We start from the raw sequence: 13,294 nt of genomic DNA on the forward strand, positions 1-13,294 counted from the left end.
ATCAGGCCTTGTTCAGTGGCGTCACCACCAGAAGGTCGTCCCTGAGCTGGATCTGCACAGCGCTCTTCCAGCCATTGTCCTGAAGATCTTCGGAGATTTTATAGTGTCCCGCGACGGACACAAGCTCTGCTTCAAGGGACTGGCAGAAAATTCTCGCCGCCTCGTTTCCGTGAATCCCGGCGAGGGCCCGGCCACGAAGCGGGCCATAGACGTGAATATTGCCCGCCGCCAGTATCTCGGCGCCGGCCTGCACGGGGCCCAGCACCACGACATCCCCTTCCGGCGCATGGATCTGTTGGCCCGAGCGGACAGGCTGGCTGACGATTTTTGCAGGAGCGGGGCCGTCTGATGTGGCCGCTTCTGAGGTTTGTGGTGCTTCGTCCCGGGACGGTTCGGCTTCGGGTTCTGCCGGCTTCTCGCGCTGTCCCGAGCCGGGGAGCAGGGCGAGGGCAGCGCCCCGCGCCAGTCGCCTCTGGTCGTCATTGCCGCCGCGAACGCCAATCACATGGATCTGATGACGGCGACAGGTACCGATGATCTTGAAAAAATCCAGTTCGCTGTCGAGACCCTCATACTTTTCCAGGCTGATGATCAGAGGGATGTCCTTGAAGAAACCCGGAGCCTGATTGATCTTTTCGCGCAGGGCATTTTCGAAGTCGTCCTGGTCGAAGTAGTAGAGTTCCAGTGCCGTCAGGGACACGTTTGCGCTCTTGAGCTGGAAACTGTGGGCTAGCCCGGTGCTGGCGGTGTCTGTCATGTACGGCTCTCTTCTTCGGGGATGTCTGACAGGGGGCGGAGTGTCAGGGGTTCTGCCTCAAACTGGATGCCTGACCAGCCGGTGCTGACAAACTGACGGATGTTGCCGTGGCTCTCGCCCGCCGGATCGTTCAGTACCTGATCATAGTGCTGGCCGAAGAGTCGTAACGTGTCCGCTTCGTTCAGATTGCAGAAACGGGCCAGTGCAAAGGTCCGGCATGACCCCGCATTCTCTCCGGGAGCATTGGTCACAGGGCCGTTGCGAAACCCGGTCGGCCGGTAGTCGAAATAGCGCTCTATCAGTTCAAGGGTGTCCTCGAAGGTACTCCGGCCGGCACTGAGTGCGGCGAGGTGGATCCGAACGGCGTCATTGACTGTCATCCGTGGTGTTCCTGTTTGGGGCCGGCCTGATAGCGTGCTTTCCAGTCTTCGTAGGGCATGCCGTATATTTCTTCCCGGGCCTGTGGGTCTGACAGATCAAAACCACGCTCCTGGGCTTCTGCCCGATACCACTTGGACAGGCAGTTGCGACAGAAGCCGGCAAGATTCATAAGATCGATGTTCTGGACGTCGGTACGATCGCGCAGGTGTTCGACCAGACGGCGAAAGGCCGCCGCCTCGATTTCGGTGCGTTCGGATTCGGGAATCGGGTTACTCATGAGGGCTCGCAGTGATCCTGATGACGGTGTTGGAATTCCTGACATTCTCGGCATGTTAGCGTAAGATACAAGGCTGTATATATGTACAGACTTTTGACGTGAGCGGCTGACATGTCCCAGCGCAAGATCATCCATGTGGATTGCGACTGCTTCTATGCAGCGGTGGAAATGCGGGACGATCCGACACTTCGCGACGTGCCCCTGGCTGTCGGCGGTGCCGGGGGGCGGGGCGTGGTCACCACCTGTAACTACCGGGCCCGCGCCTTCGGCGTTCGCTCGGCGATGCCCGGCAGTGAGGCCCGGCGCCTGTGTCCCGGGTTGGTGACCGTGCCGCCGGACATGTCGAAATATCGCGCGGTATCCCGCCAGGTGATGGACATCCTGCGGGAGCTGACCGACCTGGTTGAGCCCCTTTCCCTGGATGAAGCCTTTCTGGATGTGACCGAAGTCACCGATTGCCGTGGCAGCGGCACGCTCATGGCGAGACACCTCCGGGAACGCATCCTGCGGGAAGTGGGAATTACGGTCTCGGCGGGCGTCGCGCCAAACAAGTTCCTTGCCAAGATCGCCAGTGACTGGGAAAAGCCGGACGGGCTGTTTGTCATCACGCCGGAGCAGGTGCCGGAGTTTGTGCGTGAGCTACCCGTGGAAAAACTGTTTGGCGTGGGCCGGGTGACCGCCTCGAAATTGCATGATCTAGGCGTGGCCACCTGTGGCGATATGCAGGGGCTGGGTGCCGACAGACTCGTTGAGCGATTCGGCAAGCAGGGGTACCGGTTGCATGAAATGGCACACGGCCGTGACGACCGGCCGGTGGTCGTGTCGCGGATTGCCAAATCAGTCAGTGTGGAGCGAACCTTTTCCCAGGACCTTCCGGATAAAACCGCTTGTCAGACGGTCATGCCCGCGCTGGTGGAGGACCTGAAAGTCCGGCTTAGTCGGAAGAGCGGCCGCAAACCCATTCACAAGCTCTTTATCAAGATCCGCTACAGCGACTTTTCGACACACACCCTCGAGCGGGTACGCGATCAGGTTGCCGAGCCGACGGTTTCGGATTACCAGCCCCTGCTGGATGAGCTGGTTACGGATGTTGAGCGGCCAGTAAGGCTTCTGGGCGTCGGGGTCCGGTTCCGCAACGACGAATCACCGGTGACCCAGTTGCGACTGTTCGAGTGATCAGAGCGCTACGGTAACGGGAAAGGCGCACAGCGACAGATAGCCCATCAGGCTGCCGAGGACGGCGCCGGCCAGTACATCGCTCGGGTAATGCAGTCCGAGCACTACCCGGGAAAGCGCAACGCTGATCGTGAACGGCAGCACCGCCAGGGCCAGATCCGGAGTGGTCAGGCACAGCATTGTCTGGAAGCATGCGGCGTGAAGTGTGTGGCCGGATGGAAAACTGTATCGGTCCAGAGGCGGCGTCGCGCAACTGATCGCCGGAAAGGAAATGAACGGTCGCTCCCGGATCAGCCAGCGTTTCAGACCTTTGTAGGCGAGTGTGCAGGCCAGACCGGTGAGCGCCATGGCCAGGGCCAGACGAGGTCCGCCTTCGGCGTGAAGCAGGGGCATCGACAGGATCAGCGCGTACCAGAACCAGCCGTCTCCCAAACGACTGACGGTCCGGAAGTAGGCGAGTACGGGGCGAAACTGTACAGAGCGGTTGATGGCCTGGCAGAAGAGGTATTCCCGCTGATCGGCCCGTTCAAAGAATCGTGAGGCTTTGCTTGTTGAGGCCATGATATCGCACCTTTATGTCGGTATTCAGAACCAGTTGTTCGAACTGTTCGATCTGTGAAGGCCAGGTCAGTTCGAGCGCATCGAGACGGGCCTGGGCGCTCAGGCGGGCCAGCAGCGTTGGTTGGTCGGCCAGCCGGAGCGCTGCGTCGACGAAGCCTTCGTCGTCGTCGAGCGGGGCTTTCATGCCGTTTTCCTCGGTCCGTATGTGTTCGGCGGCGGCGCCATCGTTGAACGCCACCACTGGCAGTCCGCTGGCCATGGCTTCCAGTACCACGTTGCCGAACGTGTCCGTCTTGCTGGGAAACAGGAAGATATCCCCCGACGCATAATGGCGTGCGAGTTCCTCGCCACGGAGGACGCCACAGAACACATAGTCCGGATGTCGCTCTGCCAGCTCTCGCCGCAGTGGGCCATCGCCCGCCAGTATGAACCGGGACTGGGGATGCAGGGCGCGAATCCGTTCAAAGCAGGCGACGGCCATTCGCAGATTTTTTTCGGGGGCCAGCCTGCCGACGTAAACGATGGCGCGGTCATTCGCGGCCAATCCCCATTGGCTTCTCAGCGCGGGATCCCGTTTGTGGGGAGAGAACCGGTGGCAATCGACTCCCCGGCTCCAGAGTTCGGTATCCGTTATGCCCATTGTCTGCGTCAGGGTTTGTACTTTCCGTGTCGGAACCAGGGTGCGATCGGTCTGGTTGTGGAACCAGCGGCCATAACTTCGCAGCAGGTTCTCCAGGCCTCCAACGCCGTAGTAGCGGCTGTACTGGTGGAAATTGGTGTGGAACCCCGAGGTTACCGGTATGGCGAGGCGTCTCGCTGATCTGGCGGCGGCCAGACCGAGTGGCCCCTGGGTGGCAATGTAAATGGCGTCGGGGCGGCTTTGTTGCCAGAGTTGGCGGAGTGACCGGCTGCTGGCCAGGCCAAACCGGAGGTCGGCGTAGCCCGGCAGAGGGAAGCCGGTGACGACATGTTCGTCGCTGAACAGGCCATTGCCCGCCGCCAGAACACTGCCTTTGCGTTCATGACGTTGGCGGGGACGAATCACCGTCACCCGATGGCCGCGTTGCATCAACCCCTGGCAAAGATGCCGGAGGGTATTGGCCACCCCGTTGATTTCCGGCGGAAAAGTCTCGGAAACAATGGTAATGTGTTGGCGGCGCCGGTTGGCCTGGATGGTTTCGGTCACGGTGATTCCTGTCATTGCTCACACCTGACTCCACTATGGAAAGTCGCTGTGACAGTTATGCGACACTGCTGTGACATTCCTCTTACCCGTTCACACACTGAAGCGGAGACACTATGCAAACGCGAAAGCTTGGAAAGACCGACATTGATGTCACCCTCATCTGCCTGGGTACCATGACCTGGGGCGAACAGAATTCAGAGCAGGAAGCTTTCGAACAACTGGATTACGCAATGGGCCAGGGCATCAATTTCATTGATGCGGCCGAGATGTATCCGGTGCCCCCCAGGGCGGAGACGCAGGGCCGGACGGAAACGTATCTTGGCAACTGGCTGGCCCGCCGTGGCAAGCGGGACGATCTGGTGATTGCGTCCAAGGTGGCCGGGCCCGGCAATGGTCTGGGGTATCTCCGCAACGGGCCGCGGCTGACGCGGGATCATATTCGTCAGGCCTGCGAGGACAGTCTCGAGCGTCTGCAGACCGACTATATCGACCTGTATCAGGTACATTGGCCCGACCGCAATACCAATTTTTTCGGCAAACTCGGTTATGTGCATAACGCCGATGAGGACGCCACGCCCGTCGAGGAAACGCTGTCTGCCCTGGACGAGCTGGTTCGCGAAGGCAAGATCCGGCACATCGGGCTGTCCAACGAGACACCCTGGGGAACCTCGCAGTATCTGCACCTTGCGGAAAGCCGGGGCTGGCCGAGGCCGGTCAGTATCCAGAACCCCTATAATCTTCTGAATCGCTCCTTCGAAGTGGGGCTGGCGGAGTTTGCCCACCGTGAACAGACAGGATTGCTGGCCTATTCGCCGCTGGCATTCGGCATGCTGTCCGGCAAATATCTGGGCGACAAGTGGCCGGAAAAAGGCCGGATGACCCTGTACGAGCGTTTCAGCCGGTATACCGGTGCCCGTGGAATGGAGGCTACCCGGGCCTATGTTGAACTGGCCCGCCAGCATGGTCTGTCGCCGAGCCAGATGGCCCTGGCGTACGTTAACAGCCGCAGCTTCGTGACCAGCAATATCATCGGGGCCACCACCATGGAGCAGCTGAAAGAGAACATTGCCTCTGCGGACATCACGCTGGATGAGTCGGTATTGGAAGGTATAGAAGCCATTCACCGGGAATTCACTTATCCATGCCCGTAATGATTTGATAATTAAGTAAAATGGGCGGAGCTGGAGCGTCAGCTCCGCCGCTTCCGGTTACAGTCTGAAACCGTCCGGATTATTTTTTTGACAGAAAAGTGGTCAAAAAATGACAACAAACGGACGCCAGTGTGTGCAAATTCACATCTTTTCCCGCACCATTCATTAGACTTTGGCATTAGACGGTTTGTTATTCATTTTGAGACGTCAAAGTCCCGGTAAGCGCCATGATTATTCGACTCTTTATTGTTCTGCTCGCACTCAATTTCCTGGCTTTTGTTGTCCGTGCCGATGCGGCGGAACGACCCATGGGTGAGAGTACGATCGCGATGAATACGGCGCAGGAAATCTACCAGGTCCAGCAAAGGGTCAGAGGGGAGCTCGGGCAGGACAATTCCGAGGCCGCTGCGGAGATCGGATCAAGATTGCTCAGTCTCACGCTGACCCGCTCCCGGGAAGACCGGAAGCATTACGTCTCGGAACCGGCCCAGGCGGACCACAGCATTGCGCTGCTGAACAATGGGGCGTGTCTCAATCTCAAGTGGAATTTCTGACCGCTTCGTTCTCTCCAGCGAATATCATCTTTCTCTCCCTGTTCCCGCGATCCTGACCTGGCGCATTGTCTGAACTATCTCACCGTGTGATCATCGAACTTCGATAATCATCCCGGTCGGGACGGACATGCTGAAAGGAGCTTGGTGATGTCGGGAAACAGTCTGCGTTTGAACGACGCTGAAGCCTGCGTTGATGAAGTTATCCGAAAAGTGGGGAAGGAGATTACCCTCGGTTTGCCCCTGGGGCTTGGCAAGCCGGTTCGCTTCGTCAATGCGCTCTATGAGCGGGCCCGGCAAGACCCGGAGATTCGCCTGCACATCATGACGGCGCTGTCTCTTCTGGCGCCCCGGGGGGCCTCGTCCCTTGAGCAGCGGTTCATGAAGCCTTTTGCCGAGCGGCTGTATGGCGACATCCCGGAACTGGCCTATGCCCGTGACGTATCTGCCAACCGGCTGCCGCCGAATGTGACGGTCTCCGAGTTTTTCTTCAAGGCCGGTTCCTATCTCAACAACCGCTCTCAGCAACGGCATTACGTCTCCACCAACTACACTCATGCCGTACGCGATCTGATGGCGCTGGGTGTCAATGTGCTGGCGCAGATGGTGTCGCCCGGTGAGGCGGTGGGCGCGCCGGGCAAGATCAGCCTGAGCTGCAATCCCGACCTGACACTTGATCTGTTGCCGTTGATGCGGGAGCGGGAAGCGGCCGGCACCCCGGTTGCCATGGTGGCCGAACTGAACCGTCCACTTCCGTTCATGGGGCACCATGCGGCGATTGACGAAAACCGGTTTGATGTGGTGCTCGACCAGCCGAATACGGACTACCCGTTGTTCTCGGCACCGCAAATGTCGGTGAGCCCTGAAGATCACCTGATCGGGTTTTATGCCAGTTGCCTGTTGCGGGACGGCGGCACGCTTCAGGTAGGCATCGGTTCGTTGGGCGCAGCACTCGTTCATAGTGCGATTCTGCGGCACCGTTCGAACGATGACTGGCGAGCCGTCTTCGACCATCTCCGGGTCGCAGAGCACTTTCCGGTGGCTACTGAGGTTGGCGGCACGGAACCCTTCGACGCCGGGCTTTATGGCTGCAGCGAGATGATGGTCGACGGTTTCCTGTATCTGATGGAGGCGGGTGTCCTGTCCCGGGAAGTCTATGATCACGCGGGGCTGCAGGATCTGATCAACCGGGCGAAAATCGGGCCGACGCCGTCACTGTCGGATCTGGATACGCTCCGGGAGGCTGGCATCATCGACTCACCATTGCGGGCCCGCGACGTCCAATGGCTGGTCACCTACGGATTCTTCCGTTCGGAGGTGGCGTTCAAAGGGGGGCGCCTGGCCCTGGGCGAGCAATCACTGGACGGGGATCTTGATCAGCCTGAGGCTCGGGAGGCGATTGAGAAACTGATTCTTGGCGACCGCCTGAAAGGGGGGATTGCGATGCACGGCGGCTTCTATGTGGGGCCCAAGCAGTTCTACCAGTCGCTGAGGGACATGTCGCCCGAACGTCATGACCGGATTTGCATGACCAGCGTCAACTTCATCAACCACCTTTATGATCACCGGTTCGGCGATCAGAAGCTCAAGGTGGCGCAGCGCCAGCACGGCCGTTTCGTCAATTCGGCAATGATGTATACCTTGAGCGGCGCCGCAGTATCCGATGGTCTGGATGACGGCCGCGTGGTCAGTGGCGTGGGCGGGCAGTACAATTTCGTTGCCATGGCCCATGAGTTGCCGGGCGCCCGGTCGATCCTGACCATGAGGGCGATTCGCCACTCCAAGGGTAAGGCTCTGTCCAATATCGTCTTCAACTACGCCCACTGCACGATCCCACGCCATCTGCGGGATATCGTCATCACCGAATACGGGATTGCGGATTTGCGGGGCCAGTCCGATGAGCAGGTCTATCTCCGGCTCATTCGCATAGCCGATTCCCGCTTCCAGGAGTCTCTGCTTCGACAGGCGCAGAAAGCGGGCAAGGTGGATAGCAAGTTCCGTTTGCCGGCGTCCTGGAAAAACAACACGCCCCAGTCGATCCGTGAGGCAGTGTCGGTGACCGGAAATTCCGACCTGTTCCCTCCGTTCCCGTTCGGGCGGGACTTTACCGACGAAGAGCTGACGTTAGGGAAAGCCCTTAAAGGCCTGAAGGCTGCAACGGCTACGCGTCGTGGTAAACTCTCGACTCTTTGGCAGGCGGCGCGCGCCGGTAACGATGATGGGCGTTACGAACCCTACCTCAAGCGTATGGGGTTGCAGAACGTTCGAGGCTTCAGGGAGAAACTCGACCGGAAGCTGGTCATTCACGGTTTGCGTCAGCTTGAAACTCCTCCGACCACAGGACATTCAGAAACCTGATGCAAGAGTCTGACAATAAACCCGACGTCTTTACTGTTCACTATGTGCTCAAGAACAAGGCCGGGGAGCTCGTAGATACCTCGGAGGGGAGCGAGCCCCTGCACTTTGTCTATGGCAGCCCCGAAATCATCAAGGGCATCCAGGAAGCGGTGAAGGATCGCAATGTCGGGGACTGCCTGGAGGTGACAATTCCTCCGGCGATGGCTTATGGCGAGCACCGTGAAGATCTGGTCCGGAAGGTGCCGAGGTCGTTGTTTGAAGGCGTCGAGAATTTGCAGGTCGGCATGAAATTCCAGACCAATACCGGTGATGAAGCGCAGATCGTACAGGTGGTCGGCATTGACGGAAACCTTGTGCGGGTTGACGCCAATCATCCCCTGGCTGGCTTCACGCTGTACTTTGACCTTGAGATTGTGGGGCGTCGGGAGGCGACGGAAGATGAGATCGCCCAGGGGCGTCCTCTGTTCTGAGATCGCCTGGTGCTGACGGCTGATCCATCTCCCCCCGATAAATCCGCTCCAGCCCGTTGTGGACCGTAGCCCGGAGTTCCGCTGCCGCCTCGTGTGCGGTGGCAGTCTCCGGGATTTCCACGGGTTGATGAAACAAAACGTCCACGTCCGCTGAAGGCTGCTTCAGCAGCGTTGTCAGGTGATGATGGAACTCGTCATCACCAATGAATGGCGCTACATGGTCGGGTCTGCCGTTACGACGGTAGGCGATGGTGGCCGGTTGTACCGGAACATCGGCGGCGGTCGCCGCCTTCAACAGCAGGCCATGGAATGGCAGCACGGTGATGCCGGCGCTGGTGGTTCCCTCCGGAAATATCGTGACCGATTCGCCACGTTTCAGAGCCTCTTCGATGCCTGTCCTGACTCTTCTGGCCTGACCACTGCCCCGCTGGATGAACAGCGTGCCTGCCTGTCGGGCGAGCCAGCCGATCAGGGGCCATTGCCCGACCTCTGCTTTCGACAGGAAGCGCGCCGGAGCGAAGGCGCCCAGAATGGGGATGTCACACCAGCTGACGTGATTGCTGACGATCAGAGTGTTCTGCGCAGGCTGTACGCCGTGATGACGGATCCTCAGGCCCAGACACCGACACCCCACCCGGAAACAGCGTCCGGCCCAGGGCGTCCGGTCGATCGTTGAACCGGTCAGGTAATCCAGAACCCTCAGGGCGAGGGCGAGTAGCGTGGTTCCTGCCAGAAACAGCAGGAATCCCGTCATTCGTGCGCACAATCGCAGCCAGCCGGCCATGGTGTCTGCCTCCCGCTCAGGATGCCTTGCCGAGGAAATGCCGGCTGTACCGGGCCGCCAACTTGTCCACTTCCAGAAGCACCAGAAGATCGGCACACCGGAATTCCGGGTCCCAGCAGGGAGCGCCGCAGACCCGGGCGCCCAGCCGCATATAGGTGCGAATCAGGGGCGGGATGGCGGCCGGGCGCTCCGCCGAAACGCTGTGAGTAAGATGGGGCAGTGCCTTCAACGGCGATACCCTGAACGTTTCCTCGGCCAGATAGGTCTGCTGAAGGTGATTGGCGATTCGCCAGGCCCGGTGTCCGCCGTCCGCCATACTGATGCTGGCACAGCCAATGATGTAATCGATCCGGTGTTCCTGGAGGTACGACGCCAGGGTTGACCACAGAAGGCTGATGGTGGCCCCGTTGCGATAATCGGGGTGCACACAGGTGCGTCCGAGTTCCGCGAGTGTTCCGGGCAGCTGAGCCAGAGCGGAAAGGTCAAACTCGCCAGCGGAGTAAAAGTGTTCTACTCCGTCGACTTCCCGCTGGTGGAGAATGCGGGTGGTGGCAACCAGGTCTCCGCTTTCGGCATTCCTGACGATCAGGTGGTCGCAGAGGTCATCGAAGGCGTCGGCATCCAGTCCGGGCGTGGTGGCGCCGAGATCACTGCCGTATTCGGCGGAGAACACGTCATAGCGTAATCGTTGTGCTTCTTCGATCACGTCCGGATCCCGGGTAATGCCAGTGGTTAGCTGTCGCGCTCGGGCGGTCATTGCGGTCATGGCTCTTTCTCTTTGTGTCCATTTCCCGACAAGCCTATGAAGTGGCTGTGACATTGAGGTGAACGGGAAATGACCGCTGAATGACAGCGAGTGTCAGATCGGGCCAGCGGACGGGATTGTCACAGGCTGTAACACTGGAGCGCTTCCATGTATATTTCTGAATGGCATGTATAATTGCTGTTACAAGAGGTTGCCTGTATTGTCAGTGGCAATGACCCTGAAACCGGAATAACAAAACCAGAGATGGATGGCGTGGAACAGACGAACGAAAGTTGGCGAATTCTGATCGTTGAGGATGATGAGCGGCTCGCGGAACTGACCCGCGAGTATCTGGAGAGCAATGGTCTGACGGTAACCGTTGAGGGAAATGGTTCTGTTGCGGTGGACCGGATCCGGGAGGAGCAGCCCGACCTGGTCGTACTCGACCTGATGCTGCCCGGGGAAGACGGCCTGTCGATCTGTCGGCGTGTTCGTCCGGCGTACAATGGGCCGATTATCATGCTGACAGCCCGGACGGACGACCTGGATCAGGTGCTGGGGCTTGAGATGGGCGCAGATGATTACATCAGCAAGCCGGTCAAGCCGCGTGTTCTGCTGGCGCGCATCCGGGCCATGTTGCGCCGTATCACCGATGCCGCCGGAGCGAACGGCGACGACGCGTCGGGCGAAGAGCCGGTGCGGCTCCAGTTCAATGATCTGGTGGTAGACCGGTCCATGCGGGAGGCCTGGCTGAATGATCAGAGTATTGATCTGACCAGCGCCGAGTTCGATCTGCTGTGGCTGCTTGCCAGTAACGCCGGTCGGGTACTCAGTCGGGAAGAGATCTTTACCGCGCTTCGTGGAATCGAATATGACGGCCAGGATCGCTCCATTGATGTCCGGGTTTCCCGGATCCGGCCGAAAATCGGCGATGATCCGATTCACCCGCGGCGGATCAAGACCGTCCGCAGTAAAGGCTATCTGTTCGTGAAAGAAGCCTGACGTTCCCTTTGCCGGTCCGGTGATTCCTGTTGTCAGGATGCGCCGTTCCGGCCAGGCAGGGTCCCGAGATGCCTCCCAGATTTCTCCTGAAATTGTATGGCCGACTTGCCGGTGCCTCGGCACTGGTCCTTCTACTGTGTCTCCTTGTGTTCAACGGTCTGAATTCGGTACGTCACCAGTTCTGGCTGGAGCGTTTTCCCGAACCGCTGATGCGGTGGTTGGCTGCCGCGCCGGCACCCGAAGAACAATATCACTGGTTGACCCCGATGTACGGGCTGAGGACGTTGTCCCCCGAGGAGCTTGATCTTTCGCCGGTTGAGCGGGAGCGCCTCGATTATGGTCAGGTCGTGGCTGTTGAGTCGGCGGTAGGGTACCGCCTGATGAGTCAGACCCACAACGACCGCATCTTGCAGGTTCGGTTCCAGGATCCGTATCGCGCGGTTGTCAGGGCGACGGCACTGATTGTTCGCTGGCACCTGGATACCGCGTCGCTGGAAGACCAGGATCGGGTTGCGTCCGAACTCGCCGGTCGTCTCGGCGTGTCGATTACCCCGTTGAGTGAGTCGCATCAATTACCGGGCTCTGATGTCCTGCAGGCGGTTGCCGATCAGGGTTTGGTGCTCTTCCGCAGCGACAGCCATGAATTTGAAAACGCACTGATCCGTTTGTCCGATGGCACGCTTGTGAACCTTGCTTTCCCGGCGCCGTTTTCTCCCTGGGGTTGGCCTGTGGTGACGCTGCTGGTGGTGTTGGTGGGTGGTGTGCTTGCCGTGGCGCTGTTTCTCGCTGTCCGGGAAACCGACAACAGTCTTCGTCAGGTGGAGTCGGTTGCGGTGCGCATCGCCCGGGGTGAGATGGGGGCACGGGTCGAGGCCGGGAAAAGCACCCTCGTCGGTCGCCTTGCAGCCGCTTTCAATGGCATGGCTGAACACATCCAACGTCTGGTGCAGGTGCAAAGGGAAATGATTCACGCCGTGTCCCACGAGCTTCGGACACCGGTGGCCCGGATCCGGTTTGGCGTGCAGATGATTGAGGACTGCGAAGACCAGCAGATGCTGAAAAAGCAGTTGGATGGCATTGATGGGGACATCCAGGAACTGGATGAGCTCATTGATGAAATCCTTACCTACGCCAGACTGGAGCAGGGCGGGCCGGTTTTCTCACTGAGGGAAACGTCGGTCACCGACATCATCCGGCAAGTGGTGTCAGAGCAGCAGGTATTGCGTCCCAACCTGACGATTTCGAGCGACATCGACGAAGCGTCGGAACGTTGGACCCTGTCCGATATCGAGCCCAGGTACATTCACCGTGCGATCCAGAATCTGGTCGGCAACGCCGGTCGTTACGCCAGCAGCCAGGTGTGGGTGCGGTGCAGGATCGACGAGGATAACTGCCGGGTGGACGTCGAGGACGATGGTCCGGGCATTCCTGAAGAGGACTGGGAAAAGGTCTTTACCGCCTTTGCCCGGCTGGACGATAGCCGGACCCGGACCTCGGGCGGCTATGGCCTGGGGCTGTCCATTGTGCGCCGGATCCTTTACTGGCATGGCGGTCAGGCATTCGTCTCACGCAGCGATACCCTCGGAGGTGCCCGATTCAGTCTGGTCTGGCCCCGCAAGAAGCCCCAGGACTCGATTTTGTGAACTGCGCCTCAGCTCCTAACCTGATGTAACAAAGGGGCTACACAACGGCTACTGAAGCCTCATCCCGTCATGGCCATAATGCAAAGCGTAAGGGATGACTTTTGAGGTTGTAGTTCTTACGAACTTTCCTTGTTTCATTCGTCATTTGAGGGCCGGAATTTCCGGCCCTTTTTTTTGCCCTGTTTCCCGTTTCCGCCCTTTGCAACTCTCCCGCCTCCCGATCTGCTGGTACACTGGCCTGACAACAACAGG

At 59.3% G+C, this 13,294-nt stretch carries 14 protein-coding genes; 7 read left to right on the forward strand and 7 right to left on the reverse strand.

Going from position 1 to position 13,294, the window contains the following annotated elements; all coding sequences use genetic code 11:
• Position 1: 1 nt before the first annotated feature.
• From minC to MSNKSG1_RS01090, 3 genes are read right to left on the reverse strand one after another with little or no spacing between them, the layout of a single operon-like run.
• Positions 2-757: a septum site-determining protein MinC gene (gene minC, locus MSNKSG1_RS01080; protein ID WP_008937379.1), complete on the reverse strand. Its 756-nt coding sequence runs from the start codon at positions 755-757 to the stop codon at positions 2-4.
• Entirely contained in the window at positions 754-1,137 is a 384-nt protein-coding gene (locus MSNKSG1_RS01085; RefSeq protein WP_008937380.1) for a HopJ type III effector protein, read from the reverse strand. Before MSNKSG1_RS01085 ends, minC begins: the two co-directional genes overlap by 4 nt.
• Positions 1,134-1,415, reverse strand: coding sequence for a DUF1244 domain-containing protein (locus MSNKSG1_RS01090; RefSeq protein ID WP_008937381.1), 282 nt, complete (start codon positions 1,413-1,415; stop codon positions 1,134-1,136). The genes MSNKSG1_RS01085 and MSNKSG1_RS01090 overlap by 4 nt, the downstream gene beginning before the upstream one ends.
• Positions 1,416-1,526: 111 nt before the next feature.
• Here MSNKSG1_RS01090 and dinB point away from each other — a divergent pair, with 111 nt between their 5' ends.
• The gene (gene dinB, locus MSNKSG1_RS01095; protein WP_008937382.1) at positions 1,527-2,591 is read left to right on the forward strand and encodes a DNA polymerase IV; all 1,065 of its coding nucleotides are present in this window, start codon (positions 1,527-1,529) and stop codon (positions 2,589-2,591) included.
• Here dinB and MSNKSG1_RS01100 read toward each other — a convergent pair whose 3' ends face one another.
• Together MSNKSG1_RS01100 and MSNKSG1_RS01105 are read right to left on the reverse strand one after the other, a co-directional pair.
• Complete coding sequence (locus tag MSNKSG1_RS01100) at positions 2,592-3,152, reverse strand: phosphatase PAP2 family protein (protein WP_008937383.1); 561 nt, start codon at positions 3,150-3,152, stop codon at positions 2,592-2,594.
• Positions 3,118-4,353, reverse strand: coding sequence for a glycosyltransferase family 4 protein (locus MSNKSG1_RS01105; protein ID WP_008937384.1), 1,236 nt, complete (start codon positions 4,351-4,353; stop codon positions 3,118-3,120). Before MSNKSG1_RS01105 ends, MSNKSG1_RS01100 begins: the two co-directional genes overlap by 35 nt.
• A 98-nt stretch (positions 4,354-4,451) precedes the next feature.
• Here MSNKSG1_RS01105 and MSNKSG1_RS01110 point away from each other — a divergent pair, with 98 nt between their 5' ends.
• From MSNKSG1_RS01110 to MSNKSG1_RS01125, 4 genes are all read left to right on the forward strand, one after another.
• Positions 4,452-5,489 (forward strand): NADP(H)-dependent aldo-keto reductase, encoded by a 1,038-nt coding sequence (locus tag MSNKSG1_RS01110; protein WP_008937385.1) that lies wholly within the window; start codon positions 4,452-4,454, stop codon positions 5,487-5,489.
• Between the two features lie 227 nt (positions 5,490-5,716).
• Positions 5,717-6,043, forward strand: a complete 327-nt coding sequence (locus MSNKSG1_RS01115) for a hypothetical protein (RefSeq protein ID WP_008937386.1) — start codon at positions 5,717-5,719, stop codon at positions 6,041-6,043.
• A 147-nt stretch (positions 6,044-6,190) separates the two neighbouring features.
• Complete coding sequence (locus tag MSNKSG1_RS01120) at positions 6,191-8,398, forward strand: acetyl-CoA hydrolase/transferase C-terminal domain-containing protein (RefSeq protein ID WP_008937387.1); 2,208 nt, start codon at positions 6,191-6,193, stop codon at positions 8,396-8,398.
• Positions 8,398-8,868 carry an FKBP-type peptidyl-prolyl cis-trans isomerase gene (locus tag MSNKSG1_RS01125; protein ID WP_008937388.1) on the forward strand — a complete coding sequence of 157 codons (471 nt, stop codon included), beginning with the start codon at positions 8,398-8,400 and terminating at the stop codon, positions 8,866-8,868. Before MSNKSG1_RS01120 ends, MSNKSG1_RS01125 begins: the two co-directional genes overlap by 1 nt.
• Here the strand turns inward: MSNKSG1_RS01125 and MSNKSG1_RS18800 are convergent.
• Entirely contained in the window at positions 8,786-9,652 is an 867-nt protein-coding gene (locus MSNKSG1_RS18800; protein WP_152638686.1) for a lysophospholipid acyltransferase family protein, read from the reverse strand. The two genes, MSNKSG1_RS01125 and MSNKSG1_RS18800, sit on opposite strands and share 83 nt — an antisense overlap.
• Positions 9,653-9,668: 16 nt before the next feature.
• Positions 9,669-10,418 (reverse strand): GNAT family N-acetyltransferase, encoded by a 750-nt coding sequence (locus MSNKSG1_RS01135; RefSeq protein ID WP_008937390.1) that lies wholly within the window; start codon positions 10,416-10,418, stop codon positions 9,669-9,671.
• A 243-nt stretch (positions 10,419-10,661) separates the two neighbouring features.
• Between MSNKSG1_RS01135 and MSNKSG1_RS01140 the strand changes: the two genes are divergently transcribed.
• The gene (locus MSNKSG1_RS01140; protein ID WP_040886511.1) at positions 10,662-11,399 is read left to right on the forward strand and encodes a response regulator; all 738 of its coding nucleotides are present in this window, start codon (positions 10,662-10,664) and stop codon (positions 11,397-11,399) included.
• 68 nt (positions 11,400-11,467) lie between these two features.
• The gene (locus MSNKSG1_RS01145) at positions 11,468-13,042 is read left to right on the forward strand and encodes an ATP-binding protein (RefSeq protein WP_008937392.1); all 1,575 of its coding nucleotides are present in this window, start codon (positions 11,468-11,470) and stop codon (positions 13,040-13,042) included.
• The last annotated feature ends 252 nt before the right edge of the window (positions 13,043-13,294 follow it).

This window comes from Marinobacter santoriniensis NKSG1, assembly GCF_000347775.1.
Lineage (GTDB): Bacteria > Pseudomonadota > Gammaproteobacteria > Pseudomonadales > Oleiphilaceae > Marinobacter > Marinobacter santoriniensis.